The 22419-nt window shown below is 59.7% G+C and carries 20 protein-coding genes; 14 read left to right on the top strand and 6 right to left on the bottom strand.

Annotation, left to right across the window (positions count from 1 at the left end):
* Window positions 1-36: 36 nt before the first annotated feature.
* From ACGK9W_RS15220 to ACGK9W_RS15210, 3 genes are all read left to right on the top strand, one after another.
* Window positions 37-414, top strand: a complete 378-nt coding sequence (locus ACGK9W_RS15220; RefSeq protein WP_008173000.1) for a DUF2237 family protein — start codon at window positions 37-39, stop codon at window positions 412-414.
* Window positions 414-2570: a tRNA(Met) cytidine acetyltransferase TmcA gene (locus ACGK9W_RS15215; RefSeq protein WP_405417373.1), complete on the top strand. Its 2157-nt coding sequence runs from the start codon at window positions 414-416 to the stop codon at window positions 2568-2570. The genes ACGK9W_RS15220 and ACGK9W_RS15215 overlap by 1 nt, the downstream gene beginning before the upstream one ends.
* 82 nt (window positions 2571-2652) lie before the next feature.
* On the top strand, window positions 2653-3150 hold the full coding sequence (locus tag ACGK9W_RS15210; protein ID WP_008172997.1) for an ankyrin repeat domain-containing protein: 498 nt from the start codon (window positions 2653-2655) through the stop codon (window positions 3148-3150).
* Between the two features lie 11 nt (window positions 3151-3161).
* Here ACGK9W_RS15210 and ACGK9W_RS15205 read toward each other — a convergent pair whose 3' ends face one another.
* Window positions 3162-4265: an enoyl-CoA hydratase/isomerase family protein gene (locus ACGK9W_RS15205; protein ID WP_008172996.1), complete on the bottom strand. Its 1104-nt coding sequence runs from the start codon at window positions 4263-4265 to the stop codon at window positions 3162-3164.
* A 219-nt stretch (window positions 4266-4484) separates the two neighbouring features.
* Here ACGK9W_RS15205 and ACGK9W_RS15200 point away from each other — a divergent pair, with 219 nt between their 5' ends.
* Window positions 4485-4820: a c-type cytochrome gene (locus ACGK9W_RS15200; protein WP_008172995.1), complete on the top strand. Its 336-nt coding sequence runs from the start codon at window positions 4485-4487 to the stop codon at window positions 4818-4820.
* Between the two features lie 25 nt (window positions 4821-4845).
* Here the strand turns inward: ACGK9W_RS15200 and ppnN are convergent, their stop codons facing one another.
* Window positions 4846-6228 carry a nucleotide 5'-monophosphate nucleosidase PpnN gene (gene ppnN, locus ACGK9W_RS15195; protein WP_008172994.1) on the bottom strand — a complete coding sequence of 461 codons (1383 nt, stop codon included), beginning with the start codon at window positions 6226-6228 and terminating at the stop codon, window positions 4846-4848.
* 110 nt (window positions 6229-6338) lie between these two features.
* Between ppnN and thiI the strand changes: the two genes are divergently transcribed.
* The gene (gene thiI, locus ACGK9W_RS15190) at window positions 6339-7793 is read left to right on the top strand and encodes a tRNA uracil 4-sulfurtransferase ThiI (RefSeq protein ID WP_405417370.1); all 1455 of its coding nucleotides are present in this window, start codon (window positions 6339-6341) and stop codon (window positions 7791-7793) included.
* Window positions 7794-7797: 4 nt separating this feature from the next.
* Here thiI and ACGK9W_RS15185 read toward each other — a convergent pair whose 3' ends face one another.
* Complete coding sequence (locus ACGK9W_RS15185) at window positions 7798-8811, bottom strand: histone deacetylase family protein (protein ID WP_405417368.1); 1014 nt, start codon at window positions 8809-8811, stop codon at window positions 7798-7800.
* 185 nt (window positions 8812-8996) lie between these two features.
* Here ACGK9W_RS15185 and ACGK9W_RS15180 point away from each other — a divergent pair, with 185 nt between their 5' ends.
* Window positions 8997-10448 carry an NAD-dependent succinate-semialdehyde dehydrogenase gene (locus ACGK9W_RS15180; RefSeq protein WP_405417366.1) on the top strand — a complete coding sequence of 484 codons (1452 nt, stop codon included), beginning with the start codon at window positions 8997-8999 and terminating at the stop codon, window positions 10446-10448.
* A gap of 239 nt (window positions 10449-10687) precedes the next feature.
* On the top strand, window positions 10688-12853 hold the full coding sequence (uvrD, locus tag ACGK9W_RS15175; protein WP_405417364.1) for a DNA helicase II: 2166 nt from the start codon (window positions 10688-10690) through the stop codon (window positions 12851-12853).
* 12 nt (window positions 12854-12865) lie between these two features.
* Here uvrD and ACGK9W_RS15170 read toward each other — a convergent pair whose 3' ends face one another.
* Both ACGK9W_RS15170 and arsB read right to left on the bottom strand, forming a co-directional pair.
* Entirely contained in the window at window positions 12866-13663 is a 798-nt protein-coding gene (locus ACGK9W_RS15170) for an undecaprenyl-diphosphate phosphatase (RefSeq protein ID WP_008172985.1), read from the bottom strand.
* A 129-nt stretch (window positions 13664-13792) separates the two neighbouring features.
* A complete protein-coding gene (arsB, locus tag ACGK9W_RS15165; protein WP_273018403.1) occupies window positions 13793-14863 on the bottom strand; it encodes an ACR3 family arsenite efflux transporter in 1071 nt (356 codons plus the stop codon).
* Window positions 14864-14954: 91 nt separating this feature from the next.
* On the opposite strand from arsB, the gene ACGK9W_RS15160 reads away from it, so the two are divergent.
* From ACGK9W_RS15160 to arsJ, 3 genes are read left to right on the top strand one after another with little or no spacing between them, the layout of a single operon-like run.
* Complete coding sequence (locus tag ACGK9W_RS15160; protein ID WP_008172983.1) at window positions 14955-15719, top strand: metalloregulator ArsR/SmtB family transcription factor; 765 nt, start codon at window positions 14955-14957, stop codon at window positions 15717-15719.
* Between the two features lie 46 nt (window positions 15720-15765).
* Window positions 15766-16770, top strand: coding sequence for an ArsJ-associated glyceraldehyde-3-phosphate dehydrogenase (locus ACGK9W_RS15155; protein WP_104270787.1), 1005 nt, complete (start codon window positions 15766-15768; stop codon window positions 16768-16770).
* Between the two features lies 1 nt (window position 16771).
* Window positions 16772-17965 (top strand): organoarsenical effux MFS transporter ArsJ, encoded by a 1194-nt coding sequence (arsJ, locus tag ACGK9W_RS15150; RefSeq protein ID WP_104270788.1) that lies wholly within the window; start codon window positions 16772-16774, stop codon window positions 17963-17965.
* 7 nt (window positions 17966-17972) lie between these two features.
* On the opposite strand, the gene ACGK9W_RS15145 is transcribed toward arsJ, so the two are convergent.
* Window positions 17973-18599, bottom strand: a complete 627-nt coding sequence (locus ACGK9W_RS15145; protein WP_008172980.1) for a hypothetical protein — start codon at window positions 18597-18599, stop codon at window positions 17973-17975.
* An 89-nt stretch (window positions 18600-18688) separates the two neighbouring features.
* Here ACGK9W_RS15145 and ACGK9W_RS15140 point away from each other — a divergent pair, with 89 nt between their 5' ends.
* From ACGK9W_RS15140 to ACGK9W_RS15125, 4 genes are read left to right on the top strand one after another with little or no spacing between them, the layout of a single operon-like run.
* On the top strand, window positions 18689-19297 hold the full coding sequence (locus tag ACGK9W_RS15140; RefSeq protein WP_405417360.1) for an ATP-binding cassette domain-containing protein: 609 nt from the start codon (window positions 18689-18691) through the stop codon (window positions 19295-19297).
* The gene (locus tag ACGK9W_RS15135; RefSeq protein WP_008172978.1) at window positions 19284-20081 is read left to right on the top strand and encodes an ABC transporter permease; all 798 of its coding nucleotides are present in this window, start codon (window positions 19284-19286) and stop codon (window positions 20079-20081) included. Before ACGK9W_RS15140 ends, ACGK9W_RS15135 begins: the two co-directional genes overlap by 14 nt.
* Window positions 20078-21262, top strand: coding sequence for a nitrate/nitrite transporter (locus ACGK9W_RS15130; RefSeq protein ID WP_053113212.1), 1185 nt, complete (start codon window positions 20078-20080; stop codon window positions 21260-21262). Before ACGK9W_RS15135 ends, ACGK9W_RS15130 begins: the two co-directional genes overlap by 4 nt.
* An 11-nt stretch (window positions 21263-21273) precedes the next feature.
* Entirely contained in the window at window positions 21274-22392 is a 1119-nt protein-coding gene (locus tag ACGK9W_RS15125; RefSeq protein ID WP_405417357.1) for a DUF3524 domain-containing protein, read from the top strand.
* Window positions 22393-22419 lie beyond the last annotated feature (27 nt).

Raw genomic sequence — 22419 nt, 5'->3', positions numbered from 1 at the left:
TTACGATCAAAACATGAGAGCGAAAGGGTCTTAAACATGGAAATGTCCGAATCGGTAAACGTACTTGGCGAAAAACTCGAAACCTGCGGCAAAGACCCGATCACCGGCTTTTACCGCGATGGCTGCTGCAACGTCGGCCCGGATGATTTTGGCCTGCACGCCGTCTGCGCCGTGGTAACCGACGAATTCCTCGAATTCTCCAAAGCCCAGGGCAACGACCTCAGCACCCCCAGGCCTGAATTCGGTTTCGAAGGCCTGAAAGCGGGCGATAGCTGGTGCCTGTGTGCCGGCCGCTGGCAGGAAGCCTTTGAAGCCGGCTGTGCCCCCAGGGTTCGACTGCGGGCCACCCATCGGGCTGCCCTTGAAAAATGCGCCCTGGACGACCTCAAGTCTCATGGTGCCGACCTTAGCTGATGAGCCATTCCGGACCCGATGCCAAAGCGGATCCGTCCGCATGGCGTGCCCTGCAGGACAGCCTCACCGCCAACGGTGAACGCCGACTGGTTCTGCTTGAGGGTGATCGGGAACAGAACCTCAGGTGGCTTTCCGGTCTGTTACCCGGGCTGGAAATACAGAGCGGCCTCTGGACGGGACCGGCGGATCACAGCCCCGATACCCGGCTGACCCGGGTCACGCCTTCCGGGGCCCGGAAGTGGCTCGGGCGTGAAGTCTCGCTTATTGTCTGGGATGGCTGGCAGGGTAATCCGCCGGATGCCTTTGCCGCGCTCTCAGGCGTACTCACCGCCGGCGGCCTGCTGTTCTGGCTGATGCCGCCGCTGGCAGAGTGGTCCCGCTTTGCGGATCCCGATTACTCGAGAACCGGTCTGGAGCATGGTCCGAACCATCCGTTTGCTGCCCGCATGGCCGACCTGCTTGCCGACGATGATGCGGTCATCCGGGTGTCACCCGACCGTCCGGAATCACGGCCGCCGGTTCCGCCCCTGCCTGAGAAACGCTTTCGAATCGCCGCCACCCGGGATCAGGAACAATTGGTTCAGCGCCTCGTCCGTTTTGGCCTGGGCCGCCGGCGCCGGCCGCTGGTAGTGACGGCGGACCGGGGCCGTGGCAAATCTGCGGCGATGGGTATGGCTGCAGCCGAATTGTTGCGCCAAGGCAGGCAGGACATCGTGGTTACCGCGCCCTCGGAGCAGAATGTGGAGACCCTCTTTCGCCACGCCCGTGAGTCTCTCGGGGACGAATTGGCCGAAGCCAGCCCGGGGATACTCGCCTCCCGAACCGGTGGCCGCCTGAGGTTTATGCCGGTGCGTGACTTGCTGGCTTTGCGGCCGGAAGCCGAAGTGGTCCTGGTGGATGAGGCAGCAGCGATTCCGGCGCCGCTGCTGAAATCGGCTCTGCTCGGCTGGCCGAGAGTGGCGTTCGCCACCACGGTCCATGGTTACGAAGGGGCCGGCCGGGGCTTTGCCATTCGTTTTCGGCAGGTCCTTGATCAATCAACGCCCCAGTGGCAGTCGGTAACGTTGAGCGAGCCGGTACGCTGGGCCCTGAACGATCCGCTGGAAGCCCTGATCACCCGACTCTTTCTGCTGGCTGCCGACGGTGGTCGCTTGCCCGGGAAAACTGAATACAGCGCCGGGGAGCTGGTCATCGAACCCTGGGAGCCGGCAGCGGCAAGTGACGGAGCCCTGTCCCGCGCCTTTGGGTTGCTGGTGGATGCCCATTACCGGACCAGCCCCGCTGATCTGAGGCAGTGGCTGGATGACCCGGCCGCCCGTAGCTGGCGCGCGCGAATTGGCGATCAGACGGTTGGTGTGCTCTGGTGCGCGCTCGAAGGTGGCCTTCCGGCTGAGCTGGCAGAGCAGGTCAGTCTGGGTACCCGGCGAATACGGGGCCATCTGCTGCCGCAATCGTTGGCCAGCCACAGCGGCTATCCCGAGGCCGCGGTCCTGCGGGGTCTGAGGGTTGTCCGCATTGCAGTATCAGACGAGGTCAGACGCGCGGGCATTGGCCAATGCATGGTGCAGGCTGCCAGGGCGTATGCCGCCGAGCAGGATGTTGATTACCTCGGAACCAGCTTCGGTGGCAGCGCTGACCTGCTCGCGTTTTGGCAGACCTGCGGTCTGCATGTTGTCAGGGTTGGCTTGCAGCAGGAAGCATCCAGTGGCGAATACCCACTGCAGATGGTGGCCGGCTTTTCGCAGGCTGGTCGCGACCTGGAAGAACGCATCCGCAACCGCCTGGCCGATCATTGGCTTACTCTCTTGCCCGGCAACTGGCAGGGGCTGGAGCCAACATTGCTGGCCGGGATAACCGCCGATCTGCCCACCGGGCCGACGCTGGACAAGGATGATTTGCGGGATCTCCGCAATTTCGCCAATGGGCATCGTGGCTTTCAGGTTACTGTCCCGGTATTGCGGAAGCTGAGTCAGGTGCCGGGGATCATGGCGTGGCTGAAAAGCCATGAGGCGCTTGCGGTCTGGTGCCAGGGTGTTCTTCAGGGGCGGCTCTGGTCCGCGCTGCAGGCGGACAGGCTTTGCCTGGGCCAGAGAGAAGGCGAAGATCGTCTGCGACAGGTGGTGCGTGATCTTTTGAAGGATGGCCCGGGTTTGTGACTCGCTCGATTTAATTTCCGCCGGTGTCTGCCCAGAATGGGCTCTCGTATCCTTTCAACGAGATCCACAGAGACTGTTTGTTATGGCCAAGGGAACCGGCGCCTTCCGTTTTTTGCTGATATTACTTCCGCTTGTTGTTTTCCTGTCCGCCTGCGCCTCCCCGAACCAACCGGTTGCTCTGAGCCCCGAGGCCCTGGCCGAGGCGGATGCACTGCTGGTTTCAGCCGCCGGGAATGGTGAAAAGCGGCGCGTGCAGCTGTTGTTGTCGGCCGGCGCCGATGTGAACACCAGTGACCAGTACGGGTATACCCCCGTGATGCGGGCGGCGGAAAACGGCCATCTGTCGGTGGTGAAGGTATTGGTGGCAGCCGGTGCCAACGTCAACGTGAGTCAGGGGGGCGAATCCCTGCTGATGAAAATCGTGGCCAACGGGGATTTGCTGACGGCGGAGAGGCTGGTGGCGGCCGGAGCCGACGTCAATTACGAGGCGAGCGATGGCCAAACGGCACTTGACGTTGCCCGCGCCACCAACAATCGGGATCTGGAAATGTTGCTGGTGCAGGCGGGCGCCGAGTTCTAGCGCCGACCGGCTTACTCCAGGCCCATCGGATCCGTCTCGTCATCCCACTCCGGGGTGAAATGAGCCGCAACCACGTCTTCCGGCACATCGGCCACGCTCGGGTAACTCCATTTTGGCTGACGGTCCTTGTCGATAGCCAGAGCCCGGATTCCCTCTGCCAGATCAGGCCGGCGGATGCATTCGGAAACCATCGCCAGTTCCATGCGGAAGGCGTCCTTCAGGGACATTTGCTGCGCTTTCTGTAACTGGGTCCAGACCAGCCATGCAGAGACCGGGCATCCGTTTCTGAGCGTGTTCATACACGCATGCCACCAGTCGCAGTCAACCTCCGCTGCAAGCAGTTGATCAACGATGTCCGGAAGTTCATCGCCGGCGCTCAGCCTGGCAATCCGCTGTTCGTGCCGGGCGAGGTGACTGGGTGGCAGTGTCCGGTAATCCGGTGTCTGGATCTGGTTGAGTAACCTGAACAGTCGATTGTCATCGGCGGCGGTTTGGCCGGTCCAGCGTTCCGAGGCCAGTCGGTCAAGCAGGCGATCCCGGTCCTCCGGCAGGATGGCCATGTCGGCGAGACCAACCCGCAGCGTATCGCTGACGTTCAAACGGGCGCCGGTCAGCCCCATGAACAGCCCCAGCCTTCCTGGCAGCCGTTTCAGAAACCAGCTGGCACCCACATCCGGAAACAGCCCGATCGTGATCTCGGGCATTGCCAGCGTGACATCGGGTGTAACCAGCCGATACCGGCAGCCTGAGAACACACCAAGACCGCCGCCCATCACCACGCCGTGGGCTATACCCAGCACCGGCTTTGGGAAGCGATGGATGTTGTAATCCATCCGGTATTCCCGGCTGAAAAACCGTACCGGTTTCTCCGGCTCTTGCCCATCGAGAATTGCATCATAGAGTTCGCGGATATCACCGCCGGCGCAAAAGGCTCTCTCACCGGCGCCCTGAATGACCACGATGCAGATTCGGTCATCATTGGCCCAGCGGTCCAGGATGTCCTGGATCTGCTCGATCATGTGTTCGGAAAGCGCGTTGAGAGTGCCCGGGGAGTTCAGTGTCAGAACACCCATGTGCCCTTCGCGGCATGCAAGTTCCTCGGCCTCTACAGACATTGGCGTTTTCTCCGGAGAATTAAATCAATCTTGGATACGGAATCGAACGTACTTTCACCCTAATAGCCAGAACAGGAAAGAGGACAAACGTCGAAAAGATGTCCTTGACCTATCGCATTTGAGGTTGCCCCGCTCTGTGCTATAAGTGCAAGTCAGTTTAGTGCCCGGCCTCCGAACCGGCCTTAAAATCTGGAAAATGACGATGAGAGGGTAATAACAATGAATCTGAAACACTACGCTGTTGCGGGAATTTTTGCGCTTGGCGCTGCTGTGCCTGCTGTAGTTTCTGCTGGCGACCCTGAAGCTGGCAAAGCCAAGGCGGCTGTTTGTGCTGCTTGCCATGGCCAGAATGGTATCGCCCAGATTCCGACCTATCCGAATCTGGCGGGCCAGAACGAGCAGTATCTGGTCTCTGCCCTGAAAGCCTACAAGAACAAGCAGCGGTCCGGCGGCCAGGCGGCCATCATGCAGGGCCAGGCCACTGGCCTGAGTGACACCGATATCGCCAATCTGGCGGCCTACTATGCCAGTCTGCCCGCGGACGGCGGCAAGTAAGATCCCGCTGTGTCAGCGAAGCGGCTCAGGCCGCTCCGCTGACGATGCGATAGCTCGGTTTGTAGGCAGATGATCCCGGAAGCTTCATCCGGTTCTGGGCCACAAACTGCTCCAGCATTGCCTCCAGTGGTTTGATCAGGCTCGGATCTCCGGCGATCTCGAACGGCCCTTTCTCCTGAACCTGCCGAATACCGCCTTCCTTGACGTTACCGGCAACGATGCCACTGAACGCCTTGCGCAAATTTGCAGCGATCAGGTGCACAGGCTGGTCCCGATGAAGTTCCAGCGCACGCATGTTGTCGTGATTGGGTTCGAACGGTAGCTGAAACACCGGGTCGATCTTCAGCATCCAGTTGAAATAATAGGCATCCTGCATGGCACGCCGGAACGTCTCGACCTCCTTCATTCCTTTTTTCATGGTCTGGGCCACTCGCACCGGATCGTCGATGATGATCTCGTACTTGCTCGCAGCCTCATCCCCGAGGGCATTCCGGATGAACTTGTCGATCATCTCGAAGTATTCTGCGTTTTCTTGCCGGCCAGTAAATACCACCGGGAAGGGCAGATCCGCATTGTCCGGATGCAGCAGGATTCCGAGCAGGTAGAGAATTTCCTCGGCGGTGCCTACACCGCCCGGGAATACAATCACGCCGTGACCGCAGCGGACGAAGGCTTCCAGGCGCTTTTCAATGTCCGGCATGATGACCAGTTCATTGACGATCGGGTTTGGGGCTTCTGCGCCAATGATGCCGGGTTCTGTAATCCCGATGTAGCGGCCGTTCTTGACCCGCTGCTTGGCGTGGCCAATGGTGGCGCCTTTCATGGGGCCTTTCATGGCACCCGGGCCACATCCGGTGCAGATGCTCAGGGCCCTGAGCCCCAGCTGATGACCAACATCCTTGCTGTACTGGTATTCTTCATGTCCGATGGAGTGGCCACCCCAGCAGACCACGAGGTCTGGTTGTCTTCCCGCCTGCAGCACCCGGGCGTTGCGGAGAATGTGGAACACGTAATTGGTCAGGTCCTCCGGATCATCCCGGCGAAAACCGGCGGCTGTCTGAGGGATCGAATGCGAGTAGATAATGTCTCGTAAAACCGAGAACAGGTGCTCGCGGATCGCCCTCAGCATTTCGCCATCAACAAAGGCATGGCCGGGCGCATTGATCAGTTCCAGTTTGAGGCCCCGGGGCTGCGGTACCAGGCGGACATCAAAGTCGGCATGGGATTCCATCAATGCCTTGCAGTCGTCAGTCTCGATGCCGGTATTGAGAACCGCCAGCGCGCATTGGCGAAACAGCCGGTAAAGGCCGCCTTCGCTGCGGTCCTTGAGGCGGTTGACCTCATGATTGGAGAGAATTTCAAGGCTGCCCTCTGGTGAGACGAGGGCATTGATGGTGGTTTCCTGCATTAACGGTGAAACTCCTGGATGTTGCGGAAATGCCCGATTTTGAGGCACGCATTCAAAAGGGTAGACTAAGGCCTTTCAGTACAATACGCCACCCGACAAAATTCCGATTTATGAAACTGCTTATTCGTCCCGCTCCGGAAGTTGCTATCAAGAGCAAACCCGTACGCCGTCAGCAAATGCGTCATCTGCGGCAGAACATTCGCAAACTGCTGGCACGGCTGGATCCTGAAATCCGCGTTGAGGGCAGTTGGGATCGGGTAGACGTGGCTGTGCCCGACGGGCGTAGCCTGTCCGGGCCTGTCATCGAGGCACTCCTGCGTATTCCGGGCATCTCCACCATTCAGGAGATCGGGGCATTCCCCTTTGTCAGTCTTGAGGATGTTGCGGAAAAGGCGGTAGCGGCTTTTTCGGAGCGTCTGAATGGCAAGACGTTTGCCGTCAGGGCCCGTCGGCATGGCGAACACAGCTTCCGCTCCATTGATCTTGAGCGTACCGTCGGAGCCGCCCTCATGCAGGCATCCGGGGCCCGGGGTGTTGATCTGAAATCACCCGAGGTCGAGGTACGCATTGAGGTGCACGGCGACCAGTTCCATATTGCCCATCGCAGACATCGGGGGCTTGGCGGTTATCCGTTGGGCAGTGTCGAGAATGTGCTGACTCTGATTTCCGGCGGCTACGACTCTTCGGTGGCCGCCTACCTGATGATGCGTCGCGGCCTGCGCAGTCATTTTCTGTTTTTCAACCTGGGAGGCACGGCCCATGAGGTGGGTGTTCGCCAGGTGGTGCACTACCTGTGGGACCGTTATGGCGCCTCTCACAGCGCCAAGTTTATCTCGGTACCCTTCGAGGGCGTGGTTGCCGAAATCATGCGATCGGTGAATCACCGTCACTGGGGGGTGGTTCTGAAACGCCAGATGCTGATGGCGGCTGCCGAGATTGCTCGCAAGAACAACTCAGTGGGCGTGGTAACCGGCGATGCAGTGGCCCAGGTTTCGAGTCAGACTCTGAGCAACCTCAACGTGGTAGACAGGGCCAGTGACGAGGTGGTTCTGCGCCCTTTGGTGTCCATGGACAAGGAATCCATTATCCGCATCGCGCGGGAAATCGGCACGGAATCTTTCGCACGAACCATGCCTGAATACTGCGGAGTGATCTCCCAGAAGCCTGCCACCCGGGCCAAGCTGCACCGGGTGGAAGAAGACGAGGCCCAAATGGACGCCGCGGTTCTGGCAAACGCCATTGAGGCACGTGAGGAAACGCCGGTAAACCGGTTGCTGGAAACCACGGTAACGCCAGAGGAAGTGGAGCTCGTGCAGACACCCTCGGTGGATGATGTGATCATCGACGTGCGTCACCCCTCGGAAGGCGAGCAGTCACCGTTGATGTTGACCAACAACGAGATTCTGCAGATTCCATTCTATGAGCTGAACCAGCAGATACCAGAACTGCCGGCGAACCGGCAATACCTGTTGTACTGCGATCGCGGCACCATGAGCCGCATGCACGCCGGGCATCTGAAGGCCGAAGGGCACGAAAACGTGAAGGTATACGTGCCCGCAGCCTGAAGCGTCAGCCTGCCAGACCTTTGAAGAACTGCTGGACGTTCTCGCTCAGAGCCTCCAGATCGTAACCGCCTTCCTGCACTACCAGCGTCGGCAGCCCCAGCTGACGCACATGGGTGCTGAGCTTGCAGAACCCTTCGGAAGAGACTGACACCTTGGCCTGTGGATCGTTCTTGTAGATATCGAAGCCGAGGGCAAGGATCAGGGCATCCGGCTGGAAAAGTTTGATGGCCGCCAGGGCTTCATCCAGTTTTGCGAAGAAATCTTCTTCCGTTGAACCGTGGGGCATCGGCATGTTGATGTTGTAGCCAAAACCTTCCCCTTCGCCACGTTCGTTCTCAAAGCCGCTGACGACCGGGTAGAAGTTGGTGGTGTCGCCATGGATAGAGATGTACAGCACATCGCTTCGATCGTAGAAGATTTCCTGGATGCCCTGGCCATGATGCATGTCGGTATCGAGAATTACGATCCTGGGGAACCGTGTTTTCATGTGCTCGGCGGCAATGGCGGCATTGTTCAGGTAGCAGAACCCGCCTGCGGCATCCCGGCGCGCATGGTGTCCCGGCGGGCGGCATACCGCGTAGGACGTGCGGTCGCCGGCAATAAGCGCGTCGGCGGCACCCAGCGCACTCTGGGCCGACCAGTAGGCGGCATGCCAGGTGTGCTCGCCAATCGGACAACTGCCATCGGCCTGGTATCGGGCTGCCTCCGCCAGTATGCCAGTCAGGTGATTGGGGGAACGTACAAAGATATTCGAGATGACCTCATCGCCCCAGTCATCCATCTGTTTCCAGCGCCGATGGGCGGATTCCAGAAAACGCAGGTAACCAAGATCGTGAACTTTCGAGATCGGCCCCGCACCCTGGTCCGCAGGCTGCAGCACAGAGATGCCCATTTCCTTCAGTCCGCCCAGCATTTCGCCGGTTCGAGCAGGAATCTCCTGGGGCTGGCGCATTTGTCCCCGGGTAAAGTAGGTCTGTGGAACATGCTCATCCTGTGCGGGATGGAAAAATGCCTTCATTGTTCGGTCTCCTGGGTGTCTGATTCCCCGAGTATAGGCACACTCAGGCGATGATCAAAAGCCTGCCCTTGACTTTACAGGTCGGGATACAACATCCACTATGAAAGACATAAAACACTGACGCAACCAGATTACCTGGACTGCGCCCCACACGGGGCGGAGCCAATCACAGAAGAGGAGTCGAGATGATCGAGTCACCCCTGCTGGAAAAGCTGACCGGCTATATCGGTGGTCGCTGGATTGATAATGAGCATGGCAACACCTTCGATGTTTACAACCCGGCAACGGGCAAGGTGATCGCCCAGGTCGCATCCATGTCGGAAGATGAAGTGAGCGCCGCTATTGCCTCCGGCAAGTCGGCACTGCGGTTGATCAGTCCCTACAGCATCGAGACCCGCCGCAAGTGGCTGGAAGACATCCGGGATGCGCTCAAGGCCAACAAGGAAGAAGTGGGCCGCATCCTCTGCATGGAGCACGGCAAACCGCTGCAGGAGGCCCAGGGTGAAGTAGATTATGCCGCCGGGTTTTTCGACTACTGCTCCAAGCATATTCAGGCACTCGACGCCCACACCATTCCGGAAAAGCCGAAAGACTGTACCTGGACGGTCCACTACCGCCCCATTGGTGTCACCGGCCTGATTACGCCCTGGAACTTCCCCATTGGCATGATCGCGAAGAAGCTCTCCGCTGCGCTGGCGGCAGGCTGTCCCTCGGTGATCAAACCGGCCAGTGAAACCCCGCTGACCATGATTGCTCTGTTCAGCCTGATGGATAAGCACACCGACATACCCGACGGCATGGTGAACCTGGTGATGGGTAAAGCCAGCGTGATCGGCAAGGTTCTCTGCGAGAGCCCGGACGTGCCCATGCTCAGCTTTACTGGTTCCACCGAAGTGGGCCGCAAGCTGATCGTAGACACCGCGGATCAGGTCAAGAAACTGGCCCTGGAGCTGGGCGGCAATGCGCCGTTCATCGTGTTTGATGACGCCGATCTGGATGCCGCGGCAGATAACCTCATAGCCAACAAATTCCGGGGTGGCGGCCAGACCTGTGTCTGTGCCAACCGGATTTTTGTGCATGAGAAAGTGGCCGATGCCTTCGGTGAAAAACTGGCCGAGCGGGTCAACAAAATGACCGTCGGTGACGGCATCAACGGCGATGTGGATCTCGGCCCCCTGATTAACCAGGCTGGCTACGACAAGGTCAAGCGTCACGTCCAGGATGCCCTCGAAAAAGGCGCCACCCTGGTTGCCGGCAAGAAACCGGAAGATCTGGGTAACGACCTGTTCTTCCCGCCCACCGTGGTCCACGGTGTGAACCGGGAGATGTCCTGCTACCAGGAAGAAACCTTCGGCCCGCTGGTACCCATGGCCCTGTTCCGCACGGAAGAGGAAGTCATCGAAGCCGGTAACGACACCGAGTTCGGCCTGGCCTCCTACGTGTTCACCAACGATGCCGAACGCGCCCAGCGTGTGGCTGCCGGCCTGCGCTTTGGCCACTGTGGCTGGAACACCGGCACCGGCCCGACGCCGGAAGCCCCGTTCGGTGGCATGAAGGCCTCCGGCATCGGTCGTGAAGGCGGCCTGGAAGGTCTGTTCGAGTTTGTAGAAGCGCAGACTGTACCAAGAGGTTTTTAACAGAGAAGCCATCTCCAAAGCGAGATAAGCGCGGGGGCGGGGCTCTGTTCAGGACTGTCTGTGGCCAAGGATGGCCACAGCCAAGCGCACATGGATGTGCTCGTAGCGTGTCCTGAACAGAGCCCCGCCCTCGTGCGTTCCTCCCTGGATAAGGGCTAACCCAGACCCCAAAGAAATCCCTCTTTTCTCCTGTTATACTCAACAACCTGTTTATTTAACCAGTAGCGAACCGATTCTTTATGGACGTCTCCCACATCATCGATCCGTTGAACGATGCCCAGCGTGAAGCTGTTACCGCTCAGAACGATCACCTTTTGGTTCTGGCCGGCGCAGGAAGTGGCAAAACCCGTGTTCTGGTGCACAGGATCGCCTGGTTGATGACCGTGGATCGGGTGCCGCCCACTGGAATCCTGGCGGTGACCTTCACCAACAAGGCCGCCAAGGAAATGCGTTACCGCATCGAGCAGATGATGGACATTCCGGCCCGCGGCCTTTGGTTCGGCACCTTTCATGGTATCGCGCACCGACTGCTGCGTTCGCACTGGAAAGATGCTGGGCTGCCGGAGAACTTCCAGGTTCTGGACAGCGACGACCAGCTGCGACTGATCAAGCGGGTGATACGGGAAAACCAGATTGATGAGAGCAAGTGGCCACCGAAGCAGGCCCAGTGGTTTATCAGTAGCCAGAAGGACGAGGGGCTGCGGGCGGATCACATCCAGGAGAATCCGGGCGACCATTTCCTGTCGATCATGCTGAAGATCTATCGCCAGTACGAAAAACTCTGCCAGCAGGGTGGTCTGGTGGATTTTGGCGAGTTGTTGCTGCGATCCCATGAACTGTGGCTGCATCGTCCGGAGCTGCTGGCCCATTACCAGAGCCGGTTCCAGCATATCCTGGTGGACGAGTTTCAGGACACCAACACCATTCAATATGCCTGGCTGCAGGTGCTGGCCAGCAATCGCGTGCCAATGACGGTGGTGGGGGACGACGATCAGTCTATCTACGGCTGGCGGGGCGCCAAGGTCGAAAACATCCAGCAGTACCAGCGGGATTTCCCCAATGCCCGGTTGGTGCGTCTGGAGCAGAATTACCGCTCCACCCAGATGATCCTGAAGGCGGCCAACGCGGTGATCGCCAACAACCAGGGCCGGCTGGGCAAGGAGCTCTGGACCGACGGTCCGGAAGGCGAACCGATCAGCCTGTACGCGGCGTTCAACGAGCAGGACGAAGCCAACTACATTGCCGACAGCATTTCTGCCTGGGTGCAGGACGGCAACCTGCGCAGTGAATCCGCGATTCTCTATCGCTCCAACGCCCAGTCCCGGGTGCTGGAAGAATCGCTGATGCGCCAGGGCATTCCTTACCGGGTATACGGTGGCCTGCGATTCTATGATCGTCAGGAAATCCGCAACGCCCTGGCATATCTGCGGTTGGTCCAGTATCGCCGCGACGATGCGGCGTTTGAGCGGGTGGTGAACGTGCCGCCCCGTGGCATTGGCGCCAAGAGCCTGGCGGAGCTTCGGGAATACGCGACCGAGCAGAGTATCTCATTGTGGGAATCCGCCGAGCGTCTGCTGGAAGCCGGGCAGGTTAAAGGCCGGGCCAAAACCGGGCTGCAGTCTTTCATTGCGATCATCGAAGGCCTCTCCGACATGGTGGGCGATGCTTCGTTGCATGGCCTGATGAAGCAGACCATCGAAAACAGCGGGCTGAAGGACTATCACGCCAGCGAAAAAGGTGAGAAAGGCCAGGCCCGGGTGGAGAACCTCGAGGAACTGGTCAATGCGTTGTCTGACTATGAGGTGGAGGACGGCGTGGACGCGCTGTCGGAATTCATTGCTCAGGCGGCTCTGGATGCCGGTGAATCCCAGGCCGAGGACCATGAGGACAGCGTTCAGTTAATGACCCTGCATTCCGCCAAGGGTCTGGAGTTCCCCCTGGTTTTCCTGGCGGGCGTGGAAGAGGGGCTGTTCCCCCACGGCATGTCCCTGGAAGAACCTGGTCGCATGGAAGAGGAGCGCCGCCTGGCCTACGTGGGCATCACCCGGGCCATGAAAAAGCTGGTGCTTACTTACGCCGAATCCCGGCGTTTGTACGGTCAGGAAAAGTTCAATGCGTTGTCGCGGTTTGTCCGGGAGATTCCGGGTGACTGTCTGCTGGAAGTGCGGCTGCGCAACACAGTGACCCGCCCCGCTATGGTGGCGCGTCCGAATGAGAGCATGTTCAGCCAGGATTCGGCCCAGCAATCCGGTTTCAGCCTGGGTCAGCGGGTGCGCCATCCCAAGTTTGGCGAGGGCATCGTGATGAATTCGGAGGGCACCGGGCACCATACTCGGGTGCAGGTGAACTTTGATGAGGGCGCCAAGTGGCTTGTTCTGGCTTATGCGCCTCTCGAGGCCTGCTAATTGTAAGCAGGCCTACATCAGAACTGCGTAAATCACACCCGCCAGAACAATCCGATAGATAACGTACGGCCACATGCCTACCTTGTTGAGCCACTTAAGGAAGAAGTGGATTGCGGTAATGGCCATCAGGAATGAAGTCACCCCGCCAATCAGAAAACCACTCCAGTCGACGATCACATCCGAAGTTGCCACTTCCAGCAGTTTCACGGCTGATGCCAGCACGATGATGGGGATTGCCAACAGGAATGAGAACCTGGAGGCGGTTTCGCGGGTCATGCCCAGGAACAGGCCGGCGGTGATGGTTACGCCGGAACGGGAGGTGCCGGGGACGAGGGCCATGGCCTGGGCGATGCCAACCAGGACGGCGTCTTTCCAGTTCAGTTTGTCGAGGGTGCGCTGACGTTTGGGCAACCAGTCTGCAAGGCCGAGGAGCAGGCCGAAGAACAGGGTGGTGAAGAAGATGACTTCCACCGCCCGCAGTTCGTTGTCGATCATATCCAGCAACGCCAGGCCGGCCAGGCCCGCAGGGATGGTGCCGATGACGAGGTACCAGGCAAGGGCGCCCTGGCCAACGATTTTGCGGCGGCTGACGGAAATCAGTCCGTCCCGGGCAATACCAAAAACATCCCTCCGGAAATAGAGCACAACCGCCAGTAAGGTCCCGACGTGCACCGACAGGTCGAAGCCTACGCCCTGATCGGTCCAGCCGAACAGCGCCGGGGTGAGGATCAGGTGAGCGGAGCTGGAGATGGGCAGGAATTCGGTCAGTCCCTGGAGAAGGCCAAGGAAAAGGGCCTGGAAAACATCCATTGCGTGGATTCCGTCAGATTCGGTGCGTCAGAAATGTGGGCGGGATATTAGCAGGGTGGGGGTGGGCTGAACAGATAGTGCGAGTGAAGCCAGCGCCATGATCCGAAGTCTGGCGCTGGCCTCTGCGGCTTATGCCGGAAACCGGTCCCGGGTGCGATTAGCTATTTTGACCAGCATCAGCATGAGCGGTACTTCCACCAGCACACCAACCACGGTGGCCAGCGCTGCGCCGGATTGCAGGCCGAACAGTGCGATGGCTGCGGCCACGGCCAGTTCGAAGAAGTTGCTGGCACCGATCATGGCGCCAGGCGCTGCGATACAGTGGCGTACTTTCCACAGCCTCGCCCAGCCGTAGGCCAGGAAGAAAATCAGGAAGGTCTGAACAATCAGCGGCACGGCAATCAGCACGATGTGCAGGGGGTTGTTCAGGATTACCTCGCCCTGGAAGGCGAACAGCAGTACCAGAGTGACAATCAGCGCTGCCGGGGTGACCGGGCTGAGCCGCTTCATAAAGACATCGTCGTACCACTGCTGACCGTGGCGCGAAATCAGGGCGCGACGGGTCAGGTAGCCGGCTGTTAGCGGAATCACGATGTACAGGACGACGGACAGCAGCACGGTATCCCAGGGCACCTGGATGTCGGAAATGCCCAGCAGGAAAACAACAATAGGCGCGAAGGCAAACAGCATGATGATGTCGTTAAGCGATACCTGCACCAGAGTGTAGGCGGCATCGCCTTTGGTCAGGAAGCTCCACACGAACACCATGGCGGTGCAGGGCGCCGCACCCAACAGGATCGCCCCGGCCAGGTACTCGCTGGCCAGTCCCGGCGCGATCCATGGCTCGAACACCACCATCAGAAAGAACCAGGCAATGGCAAACATGGTGAAGGGCTTGATCAGCCAGTTGACGATGGTAGTGATCGCCAGGCCTTTCGGTTCTTTCCGTACACCGACCACCGCACTGAAATCAATCTGCGCCATCATCGGGAAAATCATCGCCCAGATCAGAATGGCGATGGGGATGGAGACCTGCGCGTATTCGAAACGGGACAGGGTCTCGGGTACCACTGGTGCGAGCTGACCGAGCGCCACGCCGGCGATGATGGCCAGGGCTACCCATACCGACAGGAACTTGCCGAACAAATCCATGCCGCCGTCGGCGTCTTCAGCCCGGGTTATTTCTGTGTTGGTGCTCATCGTATTTGATGATTCCTTTACTCGTAGGGAGACTGAATCTATTATGCACAAAATTGGATATCCATAAAGCCGAATATATGGGGAAGCAGATATGAAGCGCCGCGTTTTGTTTGTCTGTACCGCCAACAGTGCCCGTTCTCTTATGGCAGAAGCCTTGCTGCGGGACATAGCCGGGGACCGGTTTGAAGTGGCCAGCGCCGGTACCGAGCCAACCGAGCCCCACCCGATGGCATTGCAGGTTCTTGAGGAAGCCGGCGTATCGACGGAAGGGCTTTCTAGCAAGCGGTTGGCAGATTTGCAGGAACAGTATTGGGATTACGTGATTACCCTCTGCGAGAAAGCTTCCAGCGAGTGCGGTGCGGTCTGCCAGCCGGCCCAGCAGATTGCCTGGGATTTTGCCGATCCGGTACCAGCAAACCGCCATTCCACTTTCGCCCTCAGGCTTAAGGAGATCAAAGAGCGAGTCGCCCTGTTCGCACTCATTCATCAGAAAGAAACTGGAGCGAAACCCGCCAGCTATGACCCGGTCACGGTGTTCAAGGCGCTGGCCGACGATTTCCGCCTTGCGGCGCTGTTAATGATCCGCAGCCAGGGGCAACTCTGTGTCTGCGAGCTTACCGAAGCCTTTGAAGCGCCCCAGCCGAAAGTCAGCCGGCATCTGGCCACGTTGCGGGATGCCGGCCTGCTGGCCACGGAGCGTCGGGGCCAGTGGATCTACTATTCCCTGAACCCGGGCATTCCGCAGTGGCTGGCCCGGGTGCTGGATGAAACCGCCAGCCATAACGGCCGATTGATAGAGAACCCGCTTGCGCGATTGCAGGCCATGGCAGACCGCCCATCTGTCCAATGTCTGTAATGTCCGCAGGGTCTAATGTACGGAACAGGTTTATCAGGAGCACAACATGAGCAAGATCAAAGTAGGCATTAATGGATTTGGCCGAATCGGTCGTCTGGCCTTGCGGGCCGCCTGGGGCTGGCCAGATATGGAGTTTGTGGCCATCAACGATCCGGGCGCCGATACCGGTACTTTGGCTCACCTGCTCAACTTTGACAGCATCCATGGTCGCTGGAGTCGGGAAGCCACTGCCGACGGAACGGATATCGTCATCGAGGGCCAGCGCATTCGCGTGACTCACAACCGGAGCATCGGTGAAACCGACTGGTCCGGCTGCGATCTGGTGATCGAGGCCAGTGGCGTGAACAAGAAGGTCAGTGCTTTGCAGGCGTACCTGGACCAGGGCGTGAAACGGGTCGTGGTCACGGCACCGGTGAAGGAGGCGGGCGCCAAGAACATTGTGGTTGGTGTGAACGATGATATTTTCGACCCGGCCAACGACCGCATTGTGACCGCCGCCTCCTGCACCACCAACTGTCTGGCACCGGTGGTGAAGGTGATTCATGAGAAGCTGGGCATCAAGCACGGCTCCATCACCACCATTCACAGCCTGACCAACACCCAGACCATTATCGATGCGCCCCACAAGGATCTGCGCCGGGCGAGAGCCTGCGGCAGTTCACTGATCCCCACCAGCACCGGTTCAGCAACGGCGATTATCGAAATATTCCCGGAACTGAAAGGGCGCCTGGATGGCCACGCCGTGCGCGTGCCGCTCACCAACGCGTCGCTGACCGATTGCGTGTTTGAAGTGGAATCGGCTACCGACAGGGACACCGTAAACCAGCTGTTGAAAGAGGCTGCCGAGGGTGAACTGAACGGTATTCTGGGCTACGAAGAGCGCCCACTGGTGTCCATCGACTACAAGACCGACCCGCGTTCCTCCATCGTTGATGCCCTGTCCACCATGGTGGTCAACGGTACCCAGGTGAAAATCTATGCCTGGTACGACAACGAGTGGGGCTACGCCAACCGCACCGCCGAACTGGCGCGCCGGGTGGGCTCGGCGTGATATGACGGCCGCCATCCGACAGTACCTGATTATCACCGGTAACTACTGGGCTTTCACCCTCACCGATGGTGCCCTGCGGATGCTGGTGGTGCTGCATTTCTACCAGTTGGGCTATTCGCCGCTGGAAATCGCCCTGCTGTTCATCTTCTACGAGTTCTTCGGGGTGGTGACCAATCTGGTGGGCGGTTACCTGGGTGCCCGCATGGGCCTGAACCGCACCATGAACATCGGGCTGTTCCTGCAGATTGTGGCGCTGGGCATGCTGGCGGTGCCGGCGGCGATGCTCACGGTGCCCTGGGTGATGGCGGCGCAAGCATTGTCCGGCATTGCCAAGGATCTGAACAAGATGTCCGCCAAGAGCGGCATCAAGTTGCTGGTGCCGGATGAGCAGCAGGGCACCCTGTACAAGTGGGTGGCCATTCTGACGGGCTCCAAAAATACCCTCAAAGGTGTGGGCTTTTTCCTCGGTGGGGTCCTGCTGATGGCGGCCGGCTTCAAGGGTGCCGTGATTATCATGGCGGTGGCTTTGGGACTGGTCTGGCTGGCCAGCCTGTTCTTGCTGGGACAGGATCTGGGCAAGAGCAAGGCCAAACCGAAGTTCAGCGAGATCCTCTCCAAAAGCCGGGCCATCAATGTCTTGTCGGCGGCCCGGATGTTTCTGTTCGGCGCGCGGGATGTCTGGTTTGTGGTTGCTTTGCCCGTTTACCTGCACACGGTCTTTGGCTGGGACTTCTGGAAAGTGGGCGGCTTTATGGCCAGCTGGATTATCGGCTACGGCTTTATTCAGACCATTGCCCCGCGCATCACCGGCAACATGGAAGGCAAGCAGCCTGCTGTGCTCTGGGCGGCAGCACTGGCGCTGATTCCGGCAGCGATTGCCATCGGCCTGGCAGCGGGTTGGTCACCCCAGTTCGTGATTGTTGGTGGCCTGCTGTTGTTTGGCGTGCTGTTTGCCGTCAACTCGTCGCTGCACAGCTATCTCATCGTTAGCTATGCCCGCGGTGATGGGGTGTCCCTGGATGTGGGCTTCTATTACATGTCCAATGCCGCCGGCCGGTTGCTGGGAACGATTCTGTCCGGCTGGGTCTACCAGGCCTGGGGGCTGGAGGCCTGCTTGTGGATATCGTCGGGTCTGGTGGCCATGGCCGCGTTGCTGTCGGTTTTGTTGCCCCAGCGGCGGCCAGTGACGGCCTGACCGGGCTTCAGAACCGAATGGCCAGCCCTGCGGCAGCTTCCACCTGCAGGTAGCCGCTGCTGTCGAATCTGAGTTCGCAGCCGCCGGAGCAGAACGCGGAGCCGCCCGAGTTCAGGGCTGTGTAAACACCACGCAGATCGAGCCTCAGGCGCAGTTGTTCCGTCAGGAAAAACTGGTACCCGCCGCCAATGGACAGGGCGGCCCGGTGATGGGTTTCATACCGTGAATCGTCCGGCTCGAGGCGGGTAACGCCGAACACACCAGAGACAAACCCGCCATGATTCTGGCCAGCCGGGAAATACAGCCCGCCGAACTGGAGCTGGTAGATGGTCAGGTCGATGGAATCCAGGCTCGGTGCAAACAGACCATTGTCCAGTCGGGCGGAGGTGTTCTGCCGGCCGAAATAAATCTCTCCCTGTTTGCCGGGCTCTGCCAGATCAAAATTGAACACCAGTCCCTGGCTGGCGGAATCCCGGAAGTCGATCTGGTCTGAGGTGCTGGCGCCGGCGGTCTCGATATCCACCGAACTGCTCATGCGAAAACCGGCAAACGGTGCCAGACTGACCTCTGCTGCCAACGGCGGGGCAATCAGTGCAACTGCCAGTGTGAACGTAACAAGAGATCGAAGCTTCATACATCCCTGGCCTGTGTGGCTGGTTGTTGGCAGGACACTGTGCAATGGTATATCCGTTATGAACATTGGCGAGCCCTGATGAGGCTATCTTGACAGATTTGGTCCTGAAAAATCTCTGTGTTGGCACTCTCAGTAACGTGTCTTTGACGGTACCTGGTGGACAGGTTGTCTGTCTGTCCGGTCCGTCAGGCAGTGGCAAGAGTCGGCTGCTGAGAGCCGTGGCGGACCTGGAGCCCCATGGGGGCACCGTGTCTGTGGCTGATACCTGCCAGGAGGATTTGCCCGCCCACCAATGGCGAAGCCGGGTGGTGATGGTGCCGGCAGACAGCCAGTGGTGGTTTGATGAGGTTGGAGGTCACTTCCCGGATCATGTGAAGGCAGAATTGCCGTCAGCGCTGGGCTTCCCGCCCGAGGTGCTGGAGTGGTCGGTAAGCCGGTTGTCTTCCGGTGAGCGGCAGCGGCTGGCGCTCTGGCGGGCTCTGCTGCTTGAGCCTGAGGTTCTCTTGCTGGACGAGCCCACCGCCAACCTCGACAACGACAGCACAGAAGCGATTGAAACCTGGCTGCTTGAGGAAATCCGTAGGCGGCAGATCGCAGTGCTCTGGGTCGCCCATGATGTTGGCCAGATTCATCGGGTAGCCGATGCCCATTACCGGATTCTTGGCACCAGCCTGGAGCGCGCCGATGGAAGTGATTGATCTGGCCTGGTGGAAGTTGGGTCTGGCTGCGCTGCTGGTGCTCGCCCTGGCTGGGACGGGGTATCTGGCCCGACTGGGCATTACCCGAAACCTGTTGATCGCTGCACTTCGAACGGTGATTCAGCTGGCGCTGATCGGGCTGGTTCTGGAGGCACTGTTTGCGTCGTCCGGTTTCCAATGGATCGCCCTGATGGCCCTGGTCATGCTTCTGGTTGCCGGCCGGGAGGTTGTGGCACGTCAGGGCCGAAGACTCCAGGGCTGGTGGGCGTTCGGTATCGGCACCGGATCGATGTTCGTATCGTCCTTCTCGGTGACGGTACTGGCGCTCTCGGTAGTGATCGGCCCAGACCCCTGGTACACCCCACAGTATGCCATTCCCCTTCTGGGCATGATGCTCGGAAACACCATGACAGGCGTCAGCCTGGCGCTGGATCGTTTGAACGAATCGGTCTGGCGGCAGCGGGCCGTCATCGAGAACCGCCTGATGCTGGGCCAGACCTGGAAGCAGGCGCTGGAAGATATCCGGAGAGACGCCATGCGCAGTGGTATGATGCCATCCATCAACGCCATGGCCGCTGCCGGTATCGTCAGCCTGCCCGGTATGATGACCGGCCAGATTCTCGCAGGCAGCCCGCCGGCAGTGGCGGTGAAATACCAGATCCTGGTGATGCTGATCATCACCGTCGGCACCGGATTTGGTGCCCTGATGGCAGTTTCCTGGGGCGGGCGAAGACTGTTCGACGACCGGGAGCGCCTGCGACTGGACCGACTGGTGAAACAATGATCGACCTGCTACGACGTTACCCCCTCCCTGTGATCGTTCTGGCCCAGCTTTTCGGCACCTCGCTCTGGTTCAGTATCAACGGTGTCTGGTTGTCGCTGGCCGGCGAGCTGGGCCTGACCGAGAGTGATCTCGGGCGGCTGACATTGGCGGTGCAGGCCGGGTTTATCGCAGGCACCCTGACCATTGCGGTGACCGGCCTGGCCGACCGCTTTGGCGCGAGTCGGATCTTTGCGCTGTCGAGCCTGTTGGGGGCTCTGGTTAACGGTGGATTTATTTTCGCTGCCGGTGCGCCGCCGCTCGATTTCCTCCTGCGCTTTGCCACCGGGCTGTGTCTGGCCGGGATCTATCCCCTGGGCATGAAAATGGTCATTGCCTGGACGCCAAAGTATGCCGGGGCTGCCCTGGCCTGGCTGGTGGGCATGCTGACACTGGGAACGGCGCTGCCCCACCTGATGCGCGGAGCAACCCTGGGCATGCCCTGGGAGTGGCCGCTGATGGCGGCGTCCTGTCTTGCCGTGGCCGGAGGGCTGCTGGTGTTTCTGCTGGGTGACGGCCCGCACCTGCCTAGAAGCAGCGGGCGATTGCCCCTCAGCCAGGGGCTGGCGGCTCTGCGCATCCCGAGATTCCGGGCAGTGGCCGGTGGTTACTTCGGCCATATGTGGGAGCTCTACGCGTTCTGGACATTAACACCCCTGCTCATCGGCCGGGAGCTGCAGCGGATGGGGCAGAGTGACGCACTTATTCCCTGGTTGTCGTTTGCTGTCATTGGCATTGGTGCGGCAGGTTGCGTCGGTGGTGGCCGGCTCAGCCGAACACGGGGTAGTGAATGGGTGGCCCGGCGAGCCCTGATGGTGTCCGGGGCCTTCTGCCTGGTTTACCCCTGGCTGAACGGACTATCGCCGGCCTTGCTGATCGTTTTGCTCATTGTCTGGGGCATTGCTGTGGTTGCCGACTCACCTCAATTCTCGGCGCTGGCCTCGGCAACGGCGCCGAGGGAGTCGGTAGGCTCCTCTCTGGCGGTGATGAATGCGGTCGGGTTTGGTCTGACGCTGCCGGCCATCTGGCTGACCAGTGGGCTCTGGGGCCAGTTGAATGTCTGGGTGGTTCTCCTGCTGTTCCCCGGTCCGGTGCTCGGGCTTTGGGCACTCTCCCGGGCTCGGCCTGAGATTCAGGCTGGTTAGTGAGACATCGTATGACGACCTCTGGAACCACGCCGAGAATACTCCTTCTGTCTGGCTACGATGCCGCCAGTCACAGGCGCTGGCGGGAGCAGTTGAGCGCCATGTTTCCGCGTTATGAATGGCAGTTTCTTGCTTTGCCGCCAAGATTCTTCCGCTGGCGTATCCGTGGCAATCCACTGAGATGGCTGAATGAGCCGCTCCTGCAGGAATCCTGGGATCTGATCATCGCCACCTCCATGGTGGACCTGGCAACCTTGCGGGGGCTACATCCGCGCCTGGCCAATACCCCCTGCCTGCTGTACATGCATGAAAACCAGTTCGCCTTCCCGGTATCCAGTGGCCAGAACGCCAGTGCCGATCCGCAGATGGTGAACCTGTACAGCGCGCTTTCGGCCGATTGTGTCGTGTTCAACAGTGGCTGGAACCGGGACAGTTTTCTGGCTGGCGCCGACTCTTTCCTCAAGAAGCTGCCCGACGCAGTGCCCGAGGGCCTGATCGAAACCCTGCGGGACAAGTCGAGGGTGATACCGGTGCCGATCGAGGACCGGTTGTTTGCTGATCGCCGGCCACTTATGAACCGGGCCTGCCCCCATCTGCTCTGGAACCATCGCTGGGAATATGACAAGGGGCCTGACCGTCTGCTGAAGTTCCTGCAGGTGCTGGACCAGCGTTCGATGCCGTTCAGGTTGAGTGTGGTGGGTGAGCGATTTCGCAGCTATCCGAAGGCATTTGACCGGATCCGGGAACAGTTTGGTCCTTGCATCGAACACTGGGGGTTTTTCGAGAATCGTGAAGACTATGATCAGTTGCTGCGTCAGGCCGATATTGTGATCTCCACGGCACTGCACGATTTCCAGGGGCTGTCGATGCTGGAAGCCATGGCTTCAGGTTGCGTGCCACTGGCGCCGGATCGCCTGGCCTATCGCGAATACGTGCCGGATCTGTGTCGCTATGAGAGTCATCAGGAAAATGCGGCGATGGAGGCTGAAGTGGTTGCCGACACGCTTGAACAGCTGCTGGAAGGACAGCTTCTGGCCTGCCCGCCGGAGGATTGGCGGGCATCCAGCCTGGCCGGCGATTATCATTCCCTGTTCCAAGATTTGATTCAGGCAGGATCAGCCAGTTCCTGAACCTGTTTCTTCCTCAAATCTGTCTCA

Source organism: Marinobacter flavimaris (assembly GCF_045057155.1).
In the GTDB taxonomy this organism is placed as follows: domain Bacteria; phylum Pseudomonadota; class Gammaproteobacteria; order Pseudomonadales; family Oleiphilaceae; genus Marinobacter; species Marinobacter manganoxydans.
This window is presented reverse-complemented; position numbering and strand designations above follow the sequence as displayed.